Annotated in this window: 15 protein-coding genes and 1 riboswitch; of the genes, 12 read left to right on the forward strand and 3 right to left on the reverse strand. The window is 55.2% G+C overall.

Translation table 11 applies throughout. The features are described 5' to 3' along the window. Nucleotide 1: 1 nt before the first annotated feature. From Poly41_RS17535 to Poly41_RS17545, 3 genes are all read left to right on the forward strand, one after another. Nucleotides 2-571 (forward strand): esterase/lipase family protein, encoded by a 570-nt coding sequence (locus tag Poly41_RS17535; protein ID WP_146528022.1) that lies wholly within the window; start codon nt 2-4, stop codon nt 569-571. A 312-nt stretch (nt 572-883) separates the two neighbouring features. Further along, on the forward strand, nt 884-1,270 hold the full coding sequence (locus Poly41_RS17540; RefSeq protein WP_197231407.1) for a BlaI/MecI/CopY family transcriptional regulator: 387 nt from the start codon (nt 884-886) through the stop codon (nt 1,268-1,270). After that, nucleotides 1,267-3,759, forward strand: coding sequence for a M56 family metallopeptidase (locus Poly41_RS17545; RefSeq protein WP_146528024.1), 2,493 nt, complete (start codon nt 1,267-1,269; stop codon nt 3,757-3,759). Before Poly41_RS17540 ends, Poly41_RS17545 begins: the two co-directional genes overlap by 4 nt. Nucleotides 3,760-3,787: 28 nt before the next feature. Here the strand turns inward: Poly41_RS17545 and Poly41_RS17550 are convergent, their stop codons facing one another. Further along, nucleotides 3,788-4,543: an FkbM family methyltransferase gene (locus Poly41_RS17550; RefSeq protein ID WP_146528025.1), complete on the reverse strand. Its 756-nt coding sequence runs from the start codon at nt 4,541-4,543 to the stop codon at nt 3,788-3,790. 241 nt (nt 4,544-4,784) lie between these two features. Between Poly41_RS17550 and ligA the strand changes: the two genes are divergently transcribed. The 6 genes from ligA to Poly41_RS17580 all read left to right on the forward strand — a co-directional run bounded on the left by ligA (nt 4,785) and on the right by Poly41_RS17580 (nt 15,383). Beyond that, complete coding sequence (ligA, locus tag Poly41_RS17555; RefSeq protein ID WP_231615769.1) at nt 4,785-6,815, forward strand: NAD-dependent DNA ligase LigA; 2,031 nt, start codon at nt 4,785-4,787, stop codon at nt 6,813-6,815. Between the two features lie 64 nt (nt 6,816-6,879). Beyond that, nucleotides 6,880-8,229: an excinuclease ABC subunit UvrC gene (locus tag Poly41_RS17560; protein ID WP_146528027.1), complete on the forward strand. Its 1,350-nt coding sequence runs from the start codon at nt 6,880-6,882 to the stop codon at nt 8,227-8,229. Nucleotides 8,230-8,396: 167 nt separating this feature from the next. Next, nucleotides 8,397-9,740, forward strand: a complete 1,344-nt coding sequence (hflX, locus tag Poly41_RS17565; RefSeq protein ID WP_231615740.1) for a GTPase HflX — start codon at nt 8,397-8,399, stop codon at nt 9,738-9,740. A 303-nt stretch (nt 9,741-10,043) separates the two neighbouring features. Beyond that, on the forward strand, nt 10,044-11,822 hold the full coding sequence (locus Poly41_RS17570) for an arylsulfatase (RefSeq protein WP_231615741.1): 1,779 nt from the start codon (nt 10,044-10,046) through the stop codon (nt 11,820-11,822). Between the two features lie 4 nt (nt 11,823-11,826). Next, the gene (locus tag Poly41_RS17575) at nt 11,827-13,131 is read left to right on the forward strand and encodes an FMN-binding protein (RefSeq protein WP_197231408.1); all 1,305 of its coding nucleotides are present in this window, start codon (nt 11,827-11,829) and stop codon (nt 13,129-13,131) included. A 194-nt stretch (nt 13,132-13,325) separates the two neighbouring features. After that, nucleotides 13,326-15,383 carry a 4Fe-4S dicluster domain-containing protein gene (locus Poly41_RS17580; protein WP_231615742.1) on the forward strand — a complete coding sequence of 686 codons (2,058 nt, stop codon included), beginning with the start codon at nt 13,326-13,328 and terminating at the stop codon, nt 15,381-15,383. A gap of 1 nt (nt 15,384) precedes the next feature. Here the strand turns inward: Poly41_RS17580 and Poly41_RS17585 are convergent, their stop codons facing one another. Continuing rightward, nucleotides 15,385-16,308 carry a response regulator gene (locus Poly41_RS17585; protein WP_146528029.1) on the reverse strand — a complete coding sequence of 308 codons (924 nt, stop codon included), beginning with the start codon at nt 16,306-16,308 and terminating at the stop codon, nt 15,385-15,387. A 382-nt stretch (nt 16,309-16,690) separates the two neighbouring features. After that, nucleotides 16,691-17,062 (reverse strand): Hpt domain-containing protein, encoded by a 372-nt coding sequence (locus tag Poly41_RS17590; protein WP_146528030.1) that lies wholly within the window; start codon nt 17,060-17,062, stop codon nt 16,691-16,693. 352 nt (nt 17,063-17,414) lie between these two features. Next, a riboswitch (cyclic di-GMP riboswitch) is annotated at nt 17,415-17,529 on the forward strand. Between the two features lie 186 nt (nt 17,530-17,715). Here Poly41_RS17590 and Poly41_RS17595 point away from each other — a divergent pair. The 3 genes from Poly41_RS17595 to cpaB all read left to right on the forward strand — a co-directional run bounded on the left by Poly41_RS17595 (nt 17,716) and on the right by cpaB (nt 20,431). Next, nucleotides 17,716-17,898, forward strand: a complete 183-nt coding sequence (locus tag Poly41_RS17595; RefSeq protein ID WP_146528031.1) for a Flp family type IVb pilin — start codon at nt 17,716-17,718, stop codon at nt 17,896-17,898. 495 nt (nt 17,899-18,393) lie between these two features. Then, complete coding sequence (locus Poly41_RS17600; RefSeq protein ID WP_146528032.1) at nt 18,394-18,951, forward strand: A24 family peptidase; 558 nt, start codon at nt 18,394-18,396, stop codon at nt 18,949-18,951. 409 nt (nt 18,952-19,360) lie between these two features. Further along, the gene (cpaB, locus tag Poly41_RS17605) at nt 19,361-20,431 is read left to right on the forward strand and encodes a Flp pilus assembly protein CpaB (protein WP_146528033.1); all 1,071 of its coding nucleotides are present in this window, start codon (nt 19,361-19,363) and stop codon (nt 20,429-20,431) included. Nucleotides 20,432-20,446 lie beyond the last annotated feature (15 nt).

The following is a 20,446-nucleotide window of genomic DNA, read 5'->3' on the forward strand; positions in this document are numbered from 1 at the left end:
CATGATTGACCAAATCGTTCTGGTACCAGGTTTTTTTGAGCCTCGTCTGCTGATGCAGCCGCTACGCTATTCGCTCAGGAAGACATCGCTCCGCACACAAATTTGGCGGGATCGCTGGGCGTTTCGGTCGTTGGATCGAAGCATCGACCGTTTGCGTCTCGAGATCAGCGCTGCCAATCGAAGCGAGCGGGGAACGATTGCGATCGTCACACACAGCTTCGGTGATTGGGTTGCTCGGCAAGCGATCGCCGAAGCCAAGAATCACCGCGTGACGCATCTGGTTTCGATTGCCCCGATCATGAACGCCAGCCCCGTGGCGAAGGGACTCCGAGCGATAGGCTGCGGCTTGATTCCGGAAGTCCCCGTGATGGCGAGTGCCACGCGAGCGTCAGAAAACAGCGATGTAGGACCCGGCATCCGTCGATTGATTCTGTGGGCCAATCTCGACGTCTGGATCCGTCCTCCCAAAGTGGTTGAGCATGCCCAGACTCGATCCCTTTGGGCTACCCATTTGTCGATCATTTTGCAGCCGAACGTGCATCGCGCAGTTCGTGATTTCTTGGATCGATAGAGCTCATTCAAGTGGCCCCAGGGTGCGCCGCTGCGCGTCGACCCTGGGCTCTGGAATCTAACCGCTTCGCGGTAAGGGCCCCTGTTTCGCATCAACACGGCCATCGGGAATCAAATCCAATGGTTCGTTTCAGCACTTCTCAAGCCGCCGTAAGGTTGCCTGAACGATTTGTTCCGGAAAACAAAGTGAGAGGAAATGGCCGTCGCGCTCACGCATCGCCCATCTGTGAAGTTTTCACACATTGTGCTTGACCGTCGGCATCAAGTGTGATAGTTTCACACTTGATGCCGTGTTGGCATGGGAGGATTTACGATGGATGAGTTGAACGAAAACGAACGCGAGGCATTACGGATTCTGTGGCAGGCACCCGATCAGAAACCGGCGGAGATCCAGGCAGCGTTTGGTTGGAGCATTGAAAATGCAACGCTTCGCTCGGTGCTGCGAAATCTGTTGCAAAAGGGATACCTGTCGCGAAAAAAATCCGGCAAGGCGTTCGCCTATCGCGCACGCACACGCCGGTCAGCCCAGTTCTCGCGAACGATGCAGCGGATGGCTGAAGTCTTTACCGGGGGATCCAAGACAGATTTGATCATGGAACTCCTCCGTCGCGAAAAGCTGAGCGATGCCGATTTGGCCATGCTCAAAGAAATCACGGATCAAAGAACCGCAGAAGACAACTCCAAGGGGGACTCACCATGAGCAGGTTACAACTCAGTGGACCGGAATTGATCCTCGCGCTCGTGTTGCTCCGCACCACGCTTGTCTTGTCAATTGCCTGGCTACTGCACGGGACCCTTCGACGTTTCAGCGTTCGGTTTCCTGTTTACCTTTGGCGATTCACGATGGTTGGTTTATTCGTGATGGTAGGCACCACCCCCTTTCTCTCCGGCTGGGGTTTCCAATTCGCGGAGCGATCACCGCAAAACGAATGGCAGACCCAATGGACCCACTTGCTACCAGCTCATCAGGGGCCTGCGCTTGAGCCGGTGATCACGGAGCCGGTGATCACGTCCACAGCCGACGCACCGGGCTCGGCATCCCCTGCCGCAACCTCTCAGCCGGCGGCGTCGATTCAGAATCTGCGCAGGGGCGATAACGCTCAGCATGCCTTTGCGTTTTCGTTCGCGGTTCTGCGTGAGCGAATCACAATCGCGGCGTGTTTCGGGTACATCGCGATCGCTGGGTTGATGTTGCTAAGGATATTACGTCAATTCATCGCCCTGCGATTGGTTTTGCGGCAGGCAGACACAGCGGAGGACCGCATCGTCGACTTCGTTGGTTCGGTTTCTCGATCGATGGGGTTACCTGATCCACCCGACGTCATGGCTTCATCCGGCATTTCGGTTCCGATGACAACCGGGATCCACCGTCCCATGATCTTGTTTCCTGAGTCGCTGCTTGGCCATCTGAGCGACGAGCAACTCCGCTTTGTAACGGCCCACGAATGCAGCCATCTCCAAGGACGCGACTTAGCGTGGTCGCTTCTTGCTCGGATCACACAGATCTTTTTCTGGCCGATCCCGCTGGTGTGGAAGCTTCCCTCGGCACATCGATTCGCCTGTGATGTGCGATGCGATGCGGTCGCATCCAAGGGAGACCGCCCAAGCTATGCAAAGATGCTTGCCGACTTAGCCATTGGCTTGCATCGGTCACTGGAACAACCGTTCGCGCTTGCGTTCTTGCGTCAAAGCGAGGTGGTTGCTCGAGTGCGACAGATCGGTTCCGACGGTTTCGTTCGCGAACCGAACGGGTTGACCAAAGTGCTCGCGGGTTTGGCGTTCACGACGGTCTTCGTTGTCGCCGGGACAATCGGAGTGAACTTCCTTCCGCTTTATGCCAACCCTGACCAGGCCAGAGGAAGGGTTCGTGTGACCGTCGTCGATCCGAGTGGAACGCCCGTGGTGGGCGCCGAGGCACAAGTCGTGGGTCTTCGAACCGTGGACGAATCGGCGAGTGCCTATGGGAACCATGCGATGACGGCATCATCCGCAACCAACCGCCGCGGGAAGGCGACCGTCGAATACCCGCTCTTCGTCTACGAACAGATGAAAACAGGAACGATCATGCTGATGATTCAGCATCCCGAATATGCACCCTTCCACCAAGAGTACAGCGTCGATTCACCGATCGAGGCCAGCTTGACTCCGGGGCGACGCTTCACGGCAACGGCGGTCGATGCGAAGACGCAACAGCGGATCAGCGAGGATTTGTATGCCGTTTTGTCTGACCAAACGCAGAATCCTGCATGGCAACTCCATCAGGATGGTACGCTCCATTCGCCGCCTCTGGACCCGTCGATCCAATCGGTCATGTTGGTCCGTTATCGCGAAGGGACGCCCACTTTGTTCAGTGAGCCGATCGACTTGACTGGCAACCTTGTCGATCTGCCGATGAGGACAGGAGAAACACTTCGCGGTGTGTTGAGCGATCGAGTTCCGCGTCCCGTCATCGATGGACGCGTGGCATTGACCGTCGCACTCTCGAGCAAGCCCAACGCCGCAGTCAATCGGCAATCGATTGATTGGTGTGAAACAACGACCGTCAACCCCGATGGTTCCTTCGTGTTTGAATCGATCCCCCCGTGTTCCGAACTGCAAGTGGTCGCGGATTGTGAGGGCTTTGTTTCGGCGACTCCGCCGGCGGCCGAGCTGCTCGCTCGCATCCCCTACGTCACGACCATGCAGCATGCGGAATCGATGCAACGGTCGTTCACCGTCTCGCAAGTATGTTCAAGCGAGGATTCCGAGCCATGCGTGATTGAAATGGAGCGGGCCGCGACGGTGAATTTTCAGATTGTCGACCCAGCGGGCAAACCCGTGTCCAACGCAGTGATCTCGCTGTCGCCGGGCATCGTTTTCACCCCCGGGCCGAGCCTCATTTTCGGAACCTATTTCCGCACGCCCCGGTGGCTCACCTCGGCACGCCAAGCGTTGAAGACGGCGGACTCGAAAACGCTGTCAGACAAGCCTTTTGTGGCCACGACCGATGCAAAGGGACAGGCGACGATTTCGGGGATCCCCGGAAAGGATCACATTTCCGTCAGCGTCACGCATCCGCAGTACGAGCTTCCCGCGACGGAGCCGAATTCCTATCACCGCTCCGGCAATTTCTCCATCGATCCCGGTGAAACCCGTGGGATCACGCTGACGGTTCAAAAGAAAGGCGTTCAAGTCTTGGGGCGTGAGTAGGATCATGTCCCTTGGGGTTTCGTCGTTCCTAAGCCGCCAATCGCTGGGACTGTTTTTTTAGTTTTTCCACTTCTTCGCGTCGAACGAAAAATCCATCGGCTTGCAGCATTTCGCCTGTGGCTTGATCACCGAAACCGGGTGACAGTGACATCAACTGATAGCCAAGCTGCTGCATCGATTCGATCGCTTGTTGCCAGGTTTCCGCACCTTGGTAAAGAGGACGCATGGACAGTTCCATCTGTATGGCCACCACCCGGTCGAGACAGCCCGATGCACCTGCGATGACCTGATGCTCATGGCCCTGCACATCAAGCTTCAAATAGCAGCGATCGCCCGCTTTCCAGTACTGGTCATACAGGCCGTCAAGTCGCCGCACTTCGACCTCGCAGGTATCGACATAGGCGGCACTTGGCGCCGCATTGACGTGAGCGTCCAGCATCGGCTGCAGCGAGCTGCTCTGTGAATTGCCGGCAACATTGAGTGTGGCGGTCGTGTTTTCAGCCCCTAAGGCAATCGGCTCCACTTGCCAATCCCCGAAACTCCATCGGTTTAGTTTTAGCTTTTCAAATGCAGACGGTAGCGGCTCAAACGAAACAATCCGGCCGCGGTAGCCTGTGCGAATCAGTTCACGGGCGTATTGGCCTTTGTTTGCACCGACATCCAAGACCAAGTTGATGCCGTATCGCTGCATCAAGCTGGAAAAACCGCTGGCCCTCGACATCCGGTTACGGACGCGAAGATAGGCATTGCGGATCGGTACTTTGGCAAAATAGATGTCGGCCATTTGAAGGCATCCTCGGTTTCGACGGTTTTGTTGAGCTGGGGACGAGAATAGCCCGAAAGACAGGTCCACGGAAAGAGAGATATTTTGCTGTCATTTTCCGGCCTTTTTGCAGGTGGCCGATTGGTTTCAAGGGGATCAACAACCACCGTCGACTGCTGCTACAATTCGTGCGATCCGTCTTAATTCCACGACCTCCTCCAACAATCTCGTCAACACTGTGAACGAATCGGTTGCCAAACGCATGACGGAATTGCGGGAAAAAATCCGCAGACTCGACCATTTGTACTACCTGGAAGCCAAGCCGGAAGTGTCGGATCTGGAGTATGACCGACTGCTCGAGCAGCTCAGGCAACTCGAAATCGAACATCCCCATTTGGCCTCTGCGGATTCGCCAACGCAGCGCATTGGGGACGCCCCCGTCCCTCATTTGGTTCAGGTGCCCCACGCGGTCCCGATGCTATCGATTGACAATACCTATAGCCGCGAGGAGTTGAAGGCCTACTTTGATCGGACCGAGAAAGCACTTGGCGGGCCAACCGAGTGGGTCATGGAATACAAGATCGATGGCGTCGCCGCGTCGATTCGATATGAAAACGGCACACTTGCGGTCGCGTTAACCCGCGGCAACGGTCAAGTCGGTGACGACATTACCCACAACGTCCGCACGATCCGCGACCTACCGCTACGATTGCTCGGAAACGACCCACCAGCCGTCTTGGAGGTTCGCGGTGAGGTGTACATGACCAACGCCGATTTGGCCGATTTGAATCTGCGTCAATCCGAAGCGGGATCCGAAGCGTACAAGAACACGCGAAATGTGACGGCAGGTACGATTCGGTTGCTTGATCCGGCCATCGCGGCGCAGCGCAATCTGAAGTTCTTTTGTCATGGTGTGGGTGAAACGGATGGCCTGAACGTCCAAGACCATATCGGATTCCTGCGTGCAGTTCGCAAATGGGGCATCCCTCCAACGCCCGAAGTTCAGCTGCTGAAGAACTCAGCGGATGCTTTGAAAGCGGTTGCCGTCCTCGAAGAAGCGATGCCCGATTTGCCGTTTGAGGTTGACGGGATCGTTTTCAAAGTGAATCGATTTGATCAGCGCGACGAACTTGGTATTCGCAGCAAGAGCCCTCGATGGTTGATTGCGTACAAGTTCGAGCGATATGAAGCGACGACGGTCTTGGAATCGATCAGCGTTCAGGTTGGAAAGACGGGAACGATTACTCCGGTTGCTCATTTGCAACCCGTTGAAATTGCCGAGACGACGGTTTCGCGGGCATCACTCCATAACGCCGACGAGATTGAACGTTTGGATGTCCGCGAGGGCGACGTGGTGGTGGTTGAGAAAGCGGGTAAGATCATCCCCAAGGTCGTGCGTGTTGAGAAGCACGAACGGAAACAGGAGTTGCCGCCATTTGAGTTTCCAACCCATTGCCCTGAGTGTGGAACCGAATTGGTTCGTGACGAAGGAGGCGTCTACATTCGCTGCCCCAGTCCAACCTGTCCGGCTCAGCTGCGTCAACGGTTGATCTACTTTGGCAGTCGCCCTGGAATGGAGATTGATGGACTCGGCGAAGAGTTTGTGGATCTCTTGATGGGTCGCGATGTTGTTTCGAGCTATGCCGATTTGTATCGGCTGACGGTCGACCAGATTGCCAAGCTCCATTGGCTGAAACCGCGGAAAGGGAAAGACGGCACCCTGATCGACGTGCAAGTCGGCAACAAGAATGCCGAGAACTTGATCGCCGGAATCGAAGCAAGTCGGTCGCGGGGGCTGGCACGAGTGTTATCGTCGATCTCGATCCGTCATGTCGGCCCACGCGTGGCGCAGTTAATCACTCGCCAATATCCGACACTGGCAAAGCTGCGCAGCGCATCCGCAGCGGATTTGGCAGCGATTCACGAGATTGGTGACGCGATCGCGAACAGTCTGTACGAGTTCTTGCACAGCGATTATGGAGCTGCCGTGCTCGACGCATTGGATGATGCAAACGTCGACCTGACGCAGCCGAATACCGATCCCGAGCAAGGCGAAGGCCCTTTGGCGGGAAAAACGCTTGTCGTTACCGGCACGTTAGCTCACTATAAAAGGGACGAAATCAAATCCCTGATTGAAAAACTCGGTGGTCGGGCGGCAAGTACCGTCAGCAAGAATACGGATTTTGTGGTGGCGGGCGAAAAGGCTGGAAGCAAGCTAGCAAAGGCAGAGAAATTGGGAGTAACCGTATTGACCGAAGAGGAATTCAAAGCCCTTCTGGAACGGGAAGGATGAGGAACGGAATCGTTGCGAAACATCTCATTCGGTCACAACCTGGAAGGTTGAACTCCAATACCCCATGACGGATCTGTCGAAAAAGAACGATGCGCCCTCACCCGATGACCTCGGGTTCGATCATGCTGCGATCAAGGTCAAGACGTTCCCGCAAATCCCGGGAGTCTATTTGATGAAGGACGCCGCAGGACGAGTCATCTATGTTGGCAAAGCCAAGAACCTGCGCAGTCGGGCCAGCAGCTACTTTCTCAAAGCTGCAGCGGAAGACCAGCGAACCGCTCCGTGGGTAGGCGAAATTGCCGACATCGATTATGTCGAATGCGACAGCGAAGTCGATGCATTGTTGATGGAATCGCGACTGATCAAAGACATTCAACCCAAACACAACAAGGATTTGAAAGACGACAAGACATTCCCTTACTTGATGATCACGACACGAGACGAGTTTCCACGGGTTGAGGTAACGCGTGAACCGCGTGAAAAGGGCGTGAAGCTTTACGGACCCTTTCCAAGTGCTGGTTCGCTGCGAGGTGCCATTCAGGTGCTTCAGCGGATCTTTAAGTTCCGTACCTGCACCCTCGACATCAGCGAATCCGATGAACGTTGGAAGTGGTTTCGCCCCTGTTTGTTGGCGAGCATCCATCAATGCACGGCACCGTGCAATTTCCGTATCGGCAAAGAAGACTACCGTCGAGACATTCGCCGCTTGCAGACCTTCATGGAAGGTGGCAAGAAACGGCTACTCAAAGAAATGCATGACGAGATGATTTCGGCCAGCAAATCACTCGAGTTCGAGCGTGCCGCAGTGCTGCGTGATGAGATTGGGATGCTCGAGCGATTAGAAGACCGCGGTGAATTGGACACTCATGTTCAGCCCGAGGTTTTTTACATCGATCCCCAAAAGGGACTGACGGGACTTCGCAAAGTGCTTGGGCTGGCTGAAACACCACGGATCATTGAAGGGATGGACATTGCACATTTAGGCGGTGGTGAAACGGTCGCCAGCTTGGTTCAATTCATTGATGGGTTGCCCTTCAAACCGGGCTATCGGCGGTTTCGGATTCAAAACGTGGATGGAATCGATGATTTCCGCAGTATGTACGAAGTCGTTTCCCGTCGTTTTCGGCGACTCTCAGACGAGGGGGATTCGTTTCCGGATATCTTGTTGATCGACGGTGGCAAGGGCCAATTGAATGCCGCCATGGCAGCATTTCGCGACCAAGACATCTCTCCGCCGACGGTCATTTCCCTGGCGAAACGAGACGAAGAAATTTTTCGACCTGGCGAATCCGAACCGATTCGGTTGAGCAAGAGTGCCTATGCGCTTCGTTTGCTGCAATACGTCCGCGACGAGTCCCACCGCTTTGCCCAGCATTATCACCATCTTTTGCGTTCAAAATCGAGTTTTAAGTAGTCTAATCGATGCCACGAGGCGAGCCTTTTGCGTGGCAAACGTGTCGTCTTAGCAGCGTCTGGGAAACGAGCCACGGTGGCCGTGCCGCCCTACGATTTTGGTCGCGGACGACTATAATCAGTTTGACTCCCCTTTCCCTATCTGATTCGGAGACACCCCACAAAATCGTGCGAGAACAAAATAAACTTCGTGGTGATTCGCCAGAGCGAAGCATCTTGGCTCGGCTGATTATGCCTGACCAAACGGTCGAGGCCGATCCGCTGGAGGAACTTCATGGGCTGGCCATCACCGCAGGGACGCAAGTTGTTGATGAACTGGTTCAGCGGCGATCGACTCCTGAGTCTTCCACCTTCTTTGGAAAAGGGAAAGTCGAAGAGCTTCGCTTGATGGTCGAGCGGCACGATGCGGACGTGGTCATTTTCGATAACGATCTTTCGCCGGCTCAAGTGCGAAACTTGGAAAAAGCGACGGGTGTCAAGGTGCTCGTCCGCACCGAATTGATCCTCGATATTTTTGCTGCGGGCGCGAGGACTCACGAATCGCGGCTGGCGATCGAATTGGCTCAACTCGAGTATTCTCTGCCACGCTTGAAACGGATGTGGACCCACCTGTCACGCCAAGCGATGGGCGTTGGAATGCGTGGCCCGGGGGAAAAACAGTTGGAAGTGGACCGCCGATTGGCTCAGAAACGGATTTTCGACTTGAAGCAGGAGCTCGGCAAGGTCGAACGTCGGCGCGAACAACAAGTCGCCGCGCGAAACGAAGCGCCAACGGTCTCGATTGTTGGCTACACCAATGCGGGCAAGAGCACGCTGATGAATGCGTTGACGGAAGCCAACGTGCTGGCGAAAGACAAGTTGTTTGCGACACTCGATACACGGACTCGTCGCTGGCAATTGCCCGGATGGGGCGTGGTCCTGCTTAGCGATACCGTTGGGTTCATTCGTGATTTGCCTCACTCGTTGGTTGCCAGTTTTAAGTCAACCCTTGAAGAAACTCGTCAGGCCGACTTGCTGCTACACGTTGCCGACGCAAGCAGTCCGACGGTGTTTGAACAGATTAGCGCTGTTTACAGCGTGCTAAAAGAGCTGGAAATCGAAGAAAAGAACACGCTGCTGGTGCTCAACAAGATTGACGCCATCCAGAATCCCGCCGTGCTCAATCGCGTCTTGGATCGATACCCCAATGCGATTCCCGTCAGCGCCATGAGTAAAAAGGGTATCGGGTTACTCGAGGAGGCCGTGGGCGAAGCACTCGGCCGCGAGTTCTACGACATTGAAGTCGATGTTCATCCAGGCGATGGAAAGCTGTTGGCCTATTTGTCGGCCAAAGGCGAAGTCTTGTCGCGAGAATATGGGGAAGAGAAGGTCACGGTCCATTTGCGGATTCCCGCAGGAGCCATGGGAGTGGTTCGCCGCGGCGCCGTGGAGATCCGCCCGGCCCCCGGTTCACATCATGCCTGCGACGAATTGTCGCTCGAGACCTCCTCGGTTTCGGGAACGGCCCAATAAGGTGTCGGCACTCGTATTCCGACTCAGCTTGAATTGTGGGTAGGCGTTCGAAGTAGGGCCGGTTCCCACCGGCCAAATCACTTGAGAGTGTGGCAGGTAGGAATCGGCCCTTCCCGAAAATTGAGCTGCGGCGGAATACGAGGCCTACCAGCGTGTTGGTCACCCAATCGGCGAAGCCAATCGTGTATCATGCGTTCTTGTTTGTCAGGATGTCCATCCTGACCAGGGTGCGGAGGACGGCCGAAACGACGGACGTACGCTTCTGCGCCGCCCTTCGCGAATCATCTACGAAAGATCGTGCTCATGATGCCCCTCCGTGAATCCAACCCAACGCGGTCGCTTTGGCGAACAGGACCGTTCGGGAATCCACTGGTCCGGATGCTTCCCTTTGCATTGATGTTGATCCCGTTTGTTTCTCGGGTCATGGTGGCAGCCGAATCCCCAGAGCGTCCCAACATCGTCTACATCCTATCCGATGACATGGGATTCTCGGATATTGGTCCGTATGGAGGCGAAATCGAAACGCCTCATTTGGCGACCTTAGCTGAAAGCGGTCTCCGGTTCACGCAGTTCTACAACACCGCTCGCTGCTGTCCAACTCGAGCGAGTTTGATAACGGGTCTGTACCCTCACCAAGCGGGTGTCGGTCACATGATGGAAGATCGTGGCGTGGATGGATATCGCGGCAACTTGAATCGCAATTGTGTCACGATTCCCGAAGCTCTGAAATCCGCGGATTATCAGTCCTACATGGCAGGAAAATGGCACGTCACTTCTGTCACGCGTCCGCAATCCGAAGCCGACAAATACAATTGGCCCATGCAACGCGGCTTCGATCGATTCTACGGAACGATTCATGGCGCCGGCAGCTTTTTTGATCCCAATACACTGACTCGCAACAACCAATACATCTCGCCCTTTGCAGATCCCGAGTACCCGCCCAGCCAATGGCCCGGTGAAACCTATTACTACACCGACGCCATTGCGGATCATGCGTCGCGTTTTATCAAAGACCATCACATGCAAGCCGGCGACAAGCCATTCTTTCTATATGTCGCCTTCACCGCAGCCCACTGGCCCATGCATGCTCTTCCAAACGACATCGCCAAATACGAAGGACGCTACGACGCAGGCTATGATGCGATCCGCGATGCTCGCTATCAACGCATGATCGAGATGGGATTGATTGATCGCAACAGCACCGTGAATTGGCCCATTTCGCAAAAGTGGAAAGAGACGGACTTTTGGGATTGGGACAAACGAAACATGGAGGTCTACGCGGCAATGATCGATTGCATGGATCGCGGGATCGGCCGAATCGTGGAATCCCTCAAATCGACTGGCCAATACGACAACACGTTGATCTGCTTCTTGCAAGACAATGGTGGCTGCGCCGAAGGGTACGGCCGAGGTGGCAAAGGGGGGCCGCGAGCCGACCAGCCTTCGTTACCGGTCCAAGCAGCAGGGTTTTTGCAACCCGACATGACCCCCAAGCAGTCTCGTGACGGGTATCCGATGCGAACCGGCAAGGGGTCGATGGCTGGCCCAGCGGACACGGCGATTGGTTACGGACGCGGTTGGGCAACGGTTTCGAACACACCTTTCCGCGAATACAAACATTGGACGCATGAAGGGGGCATCTCGACGCCGCTGATCGCCGTTTGGCCGAACAAGATCAAACGTCATGGCGAATTGGAATCGACGCCTGGCCATTTGATCGACTTGATGGCGACCGCGGTTGACGTCGCAGGTGTGGAGTACCCGAAAACCTATCATGACGGCAAATCCATTAAGCCGATGGAAGGCGAAAGCTTGGTGCCGCTGTTCGAAGGGAAACCGCTGCAACGCGAAGCGATCTACTGGGAACATGAAGGAAACCGCGCCATCCGCATCGGTGACTACAAATTGGTCGCGATGGGAGCCAAAGGCGAATGGGAACTTTATGACATTGCCAAGGACCGTAGCGAACAGCACGACTTGAGTGACGAAATGCCAGAGCGAGTCTCAAAGATGGCCAAACAATGGCAAGCCTATGCCGAACGAGCCAATGTGTTACCGCTCAATCCCAAGAAAGGAAAATAGTCTCGTGAAGGAAGGAACGAATCGATCGCGGATCGACAGACCGGTTGGCTTTCTATTCGCAGTGTGTTTGCTAGGGATCTGCCCCGTCAACGCGTCAGCGACAGAAGATTGGGTCGAAATGCTCAGTGGCGTGAAAGCCAAAGGCAAAGTCACAAGCATTCGGCAAGCGGAAAAGGAATTCGACTTTGAAGTGACCCTCGGCAACCAAACTCGTGTCAATACGTTTGCGTTTTCGCAAGTGCATGCGGTCACGATTGACGGGAAACGCCATGTGCTGACGGAGAAGCACGCGGTGCGTGGTGAAACTCGCGTCATTCGCTCGGAATCGGAATTATTGGCATTGATCGATTCAGCCGGTCGCACGCCCCCGGATTGGTTTGCGTCAACGCCCTTGGACTATCCCAACACACTCGATGTATCTTGGCCAATGCGGCCACCGAATCGCCAGTGGAACAATCAAGCCAATGTTGGCCAATATTTGTGGGACATCATCTATCCGAATCCTTCGCGATGGAGATCAGGCACACGACTGGTTCACCATGAGATGACGTTGCACAAGCATTCGCCCGAGCTTCTGGCGCGCGACATGCAAACCTTGGGACGAATGTATTTTCAGCTTTTCCAAGACTACCCGCGGGCGGCGTTTTGGCTTCGTCAACTCCATCCACTGCCGAACAACAATCTAAAGATCGAGTTGGCTGAGTGTTATTGGCGACTCGGTTGTGAGTCGATGGCGATGGAACTGCTCGCGGCCTCTCCGCTTCCCGTTCAAGCAATCAAACTGCTTGGTGACATGGGACAAACGGATCGAGCGATCCAATTGGGCAAGTCGGCACTGTCAACATCACAAGCTCACGCGGCGTGCATGTTGGCGGGGGATGCTTGTCGGCAGGCGGGGCGGTACCCGGACGCGATTCAGTTTTACGAGCAAGTCCTGAGTTTGCCGCACTTTCGAAATCCTGCGGTGACCGATCGATTCCACAGTCGTGCCAAAGACAGTATCGAGGCGATTCGGTTGGTTGACCAAGCGGACGTTCGCAACGTCGCTGATGGCACCTATCGCGACAGCAGCATTGGCTACACAGGTCCCGTCGACGTCGAAGTGGTCGTTTCGGACCATCGAATCGACGACATTCGTGTTACCCGCCATACCGAAAAACAGTTCTATGCAGCGTTGACGGACACGCCCAAGCAGATCCTCGCAAAGCAATCGGTCCAAGGGATTGACGGGACGACCGGTGCAACGATTACCTCACAGGCGATCGTTAATGCGACCGCAAAGGCATTGGCCAAAGGGAATCCAAAGTGAACCGAAGGAATCGAACGATTCGGCTGAATTGGTTTCTTCCCGCTTTGCGAAAACGACGTGCTGGCCGCTCGAATCCTTGCACATGGTTGCCGACGGAAAACGCAAAACGTTTTCTTCCAGCATCTTGGTTCTCGGACACCGAGCGTGGGCGAGCGGGAAAAATTCGTCAATGGCTTCGGCGCCTTGGCCCCACTGTGGCAGCGTCTCCTGCGCGTCGCGTGACACAAGCCGCTTGCTTTTTGCTTTTTCTGTTTTTGTTCTTCTACGTCTGCTGGCCCTACGATGCAAAACTACAAACATCAGGCCGGCACTCGACCCACTGGACTCTTTCGGAACTCAACGCCGATGGTACGGTGACATGGCAGCGCGAAGAAATCCCTTCCTGGCTACGAGAGACGAAGGACTTGGTTTATGTGATCGATGGCGCCGCAGCCAATGATCAACAGGGATTTCTTGGTGGCTTCACGAAGGGAAATCTGATTGAAAACGGACTCACCCTTCAGCCCCTTGAAGCCTTGTCAGCCGACCGGTTGAGTCAGATGTTGGTAAGCCCAGGACCTTGGACGCTTGCCGAAACGTCTCCTGTCGCTTGGCCGTCACATTACGCCGACCACCTCCATCAAAAAGAGCGTTTGCCGGCCGAGTTGTTTCTGTCGATCGATCCGCTGGTTAGCCTCTCCACCGCGATCGCGTCGCGCAGTTGGGTCGGGTCGTTGGCTTGTGCCGCAATTCTGTTGGTGATTTGCATCTTCATTCCTCGCGGTTTCTGTGGTTACCTCTGTCCACTCGGTACGTTGATCGATCTATTTGATTGGTCCGTCGGTTCGCGTCTTTCCCGGTTTCGGATCGAAGCGGACGGATGGTGGGTTCACATCAAGTACTACCTGCTTCTTGGGACGCTCCTCTGTGCCGTGTTTGGCGTCCTTGTGTCGGGTTATGTTGCAGCGATTCCTGTGATCACGCGAGGCATGCTGTTGTTGGGCGACCCGCTACAAACGGGAACCCTGCGTGGTTGGCATCAGGTCCCAGCGATTCATGGGGGCCACCTCCTTTCCATCGCGTTGTTTTTCGGTGTCTTTGCGCTGGGATTCCTGCGGCCACGCTTTTGGTGCAAATACGTTTGCCCCAGCGGGGCCGTCTTCTCCCTTGGCAATCTCGTTCGGCTGACCGAGCGGAAGGTGGAATCGAGTTGCATTCACTGTGACAAGTGCGTTGAGATCTGTCCGTTTGACGCAATCAAGCCTGACTTCACGACTCGCACGACGGATTGCACCCTCTGTCAGAGCTGTGGTGGGGTGTGCCCGGTTCACGCAATCAAGTTTGTGGCACGCGGTGATGAGACCCAATTAAAGCTGGCGAATGATCCAGCGACGAATGAAACCGCGATCGGACGACGGGGCTTTCTTTCACTGGCAGCCGGAACTACCGCGGCCGCGGTGGGCAGTGGAATCCTTGTCCATTCGATCGGAAGCGGCGGTTCTACCTTGGCTGGTTTGGCGGAACCGCGACCGGTTCGCCCACCTGGCAGCGTGCCCGAAGCAGAGTTTCTGCAAATGTGCATTCGCTGCGGTGAGTGTTTTAAGGCATGCCCGAATCATGTCTTACAGCTCGAAGGGTTCGAGCAAGGGCTCGCGGGGCTATGGGCCCCCTTGGTGAATGCGGATTGGGCAGGTTGCGAATCAAGCTGCAATGCCTGCGGCCAAGTCTGTCCCACGGGGGCGATCCGTGCTTTACCCATCGAAGAAAAACGGGTGGCAAGGATGGGGCTAGCGATTGTCAACGAATCGACCTGCCTGCCCATCGCCGGCATTGCCGCATGTCAATTGTGCGTCGATGAGTGCAACGCGGCCGGCTATCAGGCCATTGAGTTTACCCAAGTGCACACACAAGTCGACGACTTGGGTATGCCGATCGAAGGCAGCGGTTTCCTTGCCCCCGTTGTGTTAGCAGACCAATGCGTTGGATGCGGATTGTGCCAAACTCGGTGTCACGTCATCAACGTCAAACAAGCGGGCGTCTTGAAGAAATCGGCGATCGTGATCGCGGCAGGCGAAGGACGAGAAGATCGCTTGATCTCGGGGTCGTATCGGGAAAAACGCGACCAGGAAAGGACGCAACGTCAACGACGGGTTCAGGACGACGCCGGCGATTTTTTTGTGCCGTCTGACGAGTCGGAGAAACAAGAATCCGCCTCGCCGCAACCAGCCATCGATTTGGATGACCCGTTCGGATTAGGGCATCCCTCATCCTAGCCTAGGCTGGCGAGAGGCTTTGCGGCGCCACGCTATGGTTCTTCACCATCACCACTTCGCTGTAATCCGAATTAAAAACCATATCATCCATGTAGCTGGTGATCAGCATCATCCCACGGCATTGTTCGAGCTCGAACGATTCCGGCGTTCCCGGTGCCGGGTTGAAACGCGCGATGCGGCCTGGACCGTCATGGGAAACAGAGATTCGCGTATCCGCTTTGCCTACGGAGACCTTTAGGTGAACGAACCGTTTGCGAAAGGCTGGTGATTCAGCTTGCTCGGTCAATGCTTGTCGGCAAGCAGGATCGCCTGCGATGTACCCTGCAATTCGTGGATCCTCATCTTTCAATTCTAAATTTCCGTAGCTGATGGCATTGAACAGCGCACTGGCAACCGCCATTCCCACGCGGACCCGTTGAGTGGGATTCATTTCGTTGGCCGCGACGAGCGCCTCGATCACAAACTGAGAGGCGGGAGTGATCGCATCGAGTGTGTTCCCCAGCTTGTAGTAGAACTCGGGTGAACGCATTTGAGCTGCGAACGGTTCGTAAAATTGGTCGCTTCGTGCAAACGAGACCGTACGTCGAACCACGGGATTGAGTAGAACGTTGAGTGAGTTTTTTGGCACAAAGTTAGCGGCACCGAGCGCCAACGCGTCAACCGCCAAATCCTCGCTCCCGCGCGCCGTGACAACGACCGCGGGCAATTTCGGATAGTTTTCAACAATCGCTTGAACCAGCTCAAGTCCGTTCATCTCAGGCATCCGCAAATCCGTGACGACGACATCCGGCATGGCTTCAGCAATCAAGGCCATGCCCCGGCGTCCGTCTTCGGCACAACGTACCTCGTGAGCATCCTCTTCAAGCAACGTTTGCATCAGCATCATGTGAGTCGGGCTGTCTTCGCAGAGCAAGACACTAGCCATAGGAGCACTCTTTGTTTGAAATGAACCATCAATAAGAAAAAAACGGTGACCCCATGACGAAGAGGTCGTCCGGTTTTTAAGTTGTGACGAATACAGTGTTTAGGTATCCAACCACCCCTGCCCGCGCAGCGGGAGGGGTCGAGCGCAGCGAGGGGGAGGGCCGGTATGGAAACCGTGCTGGAATTTCATGCTGTCATCGCAGCCCGTTTTCCCTCTCCCTCGCTTAGGCTTGACCTCTCCCAGAGGGAGAGGTAAATCCTGTATGTCTTTTTCAATCAACAACTTAAAAACCGGACGACCTCCGAAAGGGAGGGGGCCATAAGTCTAAATTCTAACCCAAACGGGACCAGCGGGGGGAGTCATGCCCGCCAAAGCGATTCGATCAAGCGTTCCCATCAACCGTTTCTTGACGCAGCAGCTCGACGCACTCGCACCATTCGCTTGCCGTTCGCCTGAGTTGATCGACCTGGTTCGCAGTGATCGATTCCGGTGAATCCGCGTTCGCTTCGATGGTCGCGGCCAACGCGACGTCCTCATCAGGGGCGATGTAGCGCAGACAGGATTTGAGCGTATGGGCAGCGATCCGCAATGATTTGGTATTCCCGCTGGCCACGGCTTGTTCGAGATTGCGAACCAACATCGGAACCTCCTGCAGAAACGCGTCACACAGCGAGACCAGTGTGTCGGGCTGGTTTCCCGCATTGCGGCTGAGCTGATCTCGCCAGGAGGGGTCGCCCCGTCGTTGATCGTCCATCGATTTCTCCTTTTTCAAATTTCGCAAACGAACCTGTATTCTCTTTGCCAATCAAGCATCCCGCAAGCCGATGCCGATAATCCTCAAAGCCGTGTCGTTCGCTAATACAACCTGTCGTTGTGAACGACTGTCGACCCTACCACAGGGGCACTGCGACCTGATAACCCATCCAACCCTCATGACTGGCCCCTTTCGCTAATCGTTAAGGCTTCGTTGACCCGCGTTTTTTGACTGTGGCAAAACGTATCGTACCTTCAAAGTAGAAAGAGTGAGCGGATCGTAGTTCGTTCCGCTGCCAGCGTGAAAGCGTTTCCTGTGTTGGGATCGCCGGAATGGCTGGTCAGTTTCGCTCCTTCGACAAAGGCATACCGCTTGAGAAGGCGGGGCGCAAAGCCACGGGTCCGTGAGTGAATGGTGTTCGTTCTTCGTAGCGAGCACGGTTGCTTCAGGAAAGCCGAGCTGCCGGGGTGAACGAGGAGTCGAGAGCTTACGGGTTTTTTCGACGAATGGTTTACCAAGGAGCGTTAAACGAACGTCGGAGACGAGACTGCCCTTCGTTAGGGTCGTTTCACGTCGAATCGATCTTTACTTAGTTGTCGTCGTTGTGGGTCCCCCACCTAGACGATCCACATCTCACTCGCGAGGAGAGAGACATGAAGAGTTTTGCTGAAGGTATTGTTAACTTCCTGAAAGAAGAAGATGGCCCAACTGCGGTTGAATACGCTGTCATGCTTGCTTTGATCGTTGTCGTTTGCTTGGCAGCAGTTGGTACCATCGGTACGAACTCGAAAGCCAAGTTCGAAGAAGTCGGCACGGCAATCGGCGGTGGATCCTGATCCATTGCCGCTACTTCGGTAGTGGCCTGACCAACAGAATTCCACGCAGACTCTGGCATCGATCGCGCCCGCGGTCGGTGCCAGCTGCTTGGGTTCGCTTGTTTGATACGTGCCTGACGGCAAACACGCGGGATGCCAACCGACAAGCGGTGCTTGCATCTTCAAGAAATTACAAAATGTCCCGGATTGAGAGAGACGGGAGAACCTACCTATGAATTACCCACTGATTCCAGCCGACGCAGCAGCTTACGCTTGGCAACTTTCCTGTTGTTTCGTCACGTTGCTGTTTGCAATGTTCAGCTGGATGGTTGGCCCTCGCTAGTTGAAGCGAGGCATAAAACCGGTTTCCAAATCCAGCCACGCTCCTCGTGGCGCGACAGCAACCTAGCGAAGATCACCCGCTGACCCGCGGTTGCACTCCGATCGAATCGGCTCGCTCACCAAAGACCTTTACCGCACACCTTCACAGCAAACATTCTCGGGGAAGAACGACACATGGATACTCTGTTTCACGGCATGGCCGAACACTGGACGGTTTGGTTTGTTACCGTCGTTTTGATCATCGCTGCAGTGATTGATGGCGCGATTCTAAAGGTGCCAAACTGGTTAACGTTCCCCTTTATCCTCTGCGGCTGGGTTCACTGGACCCTGCAATCCGGGATTCACGGATTCGGTTTCAGCCTACTCGGCACCTTTGTTGGCATGATGTTGTTGTTGGTGCTCCGAAATGTCGGTGGCATGGGCGGCGGCGACGTGAAACTGCTCGCCGGCGTGGGCGCTTGGCTCGGAGCGATCGTCACGTTGTGGGCCTTCGCAGCGACTGCGATCGTCGGCGGGGTGATGGCGTTGTTTATGATTCTCGCCAGTGGCCAGTGGCACAAGCATTACGCGATGGCCCACCAGATCTTGCACGAATGGAAGACGGTTCGTAGCCCGTCGAAACTCTCCAAGATTGCTCGAGAGCGAAAACCGACCATGAAACTGCTGCCCTATGGGATTCCCATGGCCATCGGTTCGATTGCCTACTTCGCGATCGCCGGAATGCTGGTTTAGCAAAGCTTGTTGCTGGCTCTAGTGGACCGTCAAGGTTAAAACTGCGAGTTGGGACGTAGTGGGCTTCGCCAGAAGTCCCGAAGAACATTTGAGTGACGGATTTCTGGCGAAATCCACTACCCTAAAACTTAATGCTGACGGTCCACTAGCAACCGGCGACTGACTCAAGGGGTGTGTGATGCACCCCTTTTTCTGTGTGAAGAGACACCGTCTGGGGCAACCTGGTAGTCCGGGTCGTTCTAACGGGTTACAGCGGTCGTAACTCGCCGATCGTGCGGGTTGCAGCGGTGCCACTGTCTGCACCGAAAACCCCTATGAATCGGAACGATCCAACCGCGCTGAATCGAGCGTTGTTGTCTCCCTTCCGCCGTAGCGAACTGATCCCCACCATGGGACGTCTGAATTAGCCATGCGAAACAAATCACTCATTCTGTTACTCGCCATCGTATGCGGGACCGTTGCAGCCATCGGCATTAGTCAATGGATGCAGGCCCGAAATACGGGAGGTGGTTCAGCGCCGACGATCGAGATCTTTGTTGCCGCCAAGGCAATTGAGTTGGGCGAGGAAATTACGCCCGAAAAAATCCGTCTGGAACCGTGGCCAGCCGATCGGATTCCTGAGGGATCCGTCGGTGACTTGAAGACGCTCGAAGGCAAGTTTGCAAGACAAAAATTCTATGCTGGCGAAGCGGTCATGCCGGTCAAGTTAATGGACACCAACTCCGCAACGATCCCGAAAGGTTTCAGCGTGGTAGCAATGAAAGCGGACGTCGAGAATAGCATTTCCAACTTGGTCCAACCGGGTGACCGAGTCAACGTCATGGCTTACTTTACAAAAAGCGAACTGATTCCGCGAACCACGACCAAAACGGTCCTCAACGGCGTGCGGATTTTTGCGATTGACGGAAACACCGATCGAATCGTTGACGAGAATGAACGTCCCACAACGGCTCGCACCATCCAATTGCTGATCCATAGTGGTGACGTGGATGCATGGATCTCGGCGAATGAACTTGGAAAAATCCGTCTTAGCCTTGGCAATCCTGGTGACTATGACGCTGCGGTGGAGCAAGAAGGTCCCAGCGAAGCCGGCCAGGAATTCATGACGTGGTTGGCCGACTATCAAGCCGCTCAAGAAGCAAATCGCAATGCCGTTCAAGAACCCGTTGCACCGCAATCGCCCATCACTCCCGTCTCGAAGAAAAAGAAAAAAGATGGCTTCAAGATGATCAAAATGGTCGAAGGCCGCATGATTGAATACTGGATCGCCGAAAACGAGTTGCCGGTGATCTTGAACGATACCGGGGCGAAAGAGCAAACCGCCGCCGACGAGGAGTTGTCGGAAGAGAACCAACCACAACCCAACGGTCCGGCCGCCGGGCAGCCGATGACGCCGCCGGACTACCGCTACCTGAACGGTGAAGACAGCCCCTTCTTTCAGCCACCCGCTGAAGGCATGAGCTCGCCCAACGGATACTAGAATTCCTTAGAGAGA

Origin of the sequence: Novipirellula artificiosorum, assembly GCF_007860135.1 — a bacterium.
In the GTDB taxonomy this organism is placed as follows: domain Bacteria; phylum Planctomycetota; class Planctomycetia; order Pirellulales; family Pirellulaceae; genus Novipirellula_A; species Novipirellula_A artificiosorum.

Bases quoted from the DNA above. Each gene is read 5' to 3' on its own strand.
- Poly41_RS17535 (WP_146528022.1), top strand. From the start codon at position 2: ATGATTGACCAAATCGTTCTGGTACCAGGTTTTTTTGAGCCTCGTCTG.
- Poly41_RS17540 (WP_197231407.1), top strand. From the start codon at position 884: ATGGATGAGTTGAACGAAAACGAACGCGAGGCATTACGGATTCTGTGG.
- Poly41_RS17545 (WP_146528024.1), top strand. From the start codon at position 1,267: ATGAGCAGGTTACAACTCAGTGGACCGGAATTGATCCTCGCGCTCGTG.
- Poly41_RS17550 (WP_146528025.1), bottom strand. From the start codon at position 4,543: ATGGCCGACATCTATTTTGCCAAAGTACCGATCCGCAATGCCTATCTT.
- ligA (WP_231615769.1), top strand. From the start codon at position 4,785: ATGACGGAATTGCGGGAAAAAATCCGCAGACTCGACCATTTGTACTAC.
- Poly41_RS17560 (WP_146528027.1), top strand. From the start codon at position 6,880: ATGACGGATCTGTCGAAAAAGAACGATGCGCCCTCACCCGATGACCTC.
- Poly41_RS17570 (WP_231615741.1), top strand. From the start codon at position 10,044: ATGATGCCCCTCCGTGAATCCAACCCAACGCGGTCGCTTTGGCGAACA.
- Poly41_RS17585 (WP_146528029.1), bottom strand. From the start codon at position 16,308: ATGGCTAGTGTCTTGCTCTGCGAAGACAGCCCGACTCACATGATGCTG.
- Poly41_RS17590 (WP_146528030.1), bottom strand. From the start codon at position 17,062: ATGGACGATCAACGACGGGGCGACCCCTCCTGGCGAGATCAGCTCAGC.
- Poly41_RS17595 (WP_146528031.1), top strand. From the start codon at position 17,716: ATGAAGAGTTTTGCTGAAGGTATTGTTAACTTCCTGAAAGAAGAAGAT.
- Poly41_RS17600 (WP_146528032.1), top strand. From the start codon at position 18,394: ATGGATACTCTGTTTCACGGCATGGCCGAACACTGGACGGTTTGGTTT.
- cpaB (WP_146528033.1), top strand. From the start codon at position 19,361: ATGCGAAACAAATCACTCATTCTGTTACTCGCCATCGTATGCGGGACC.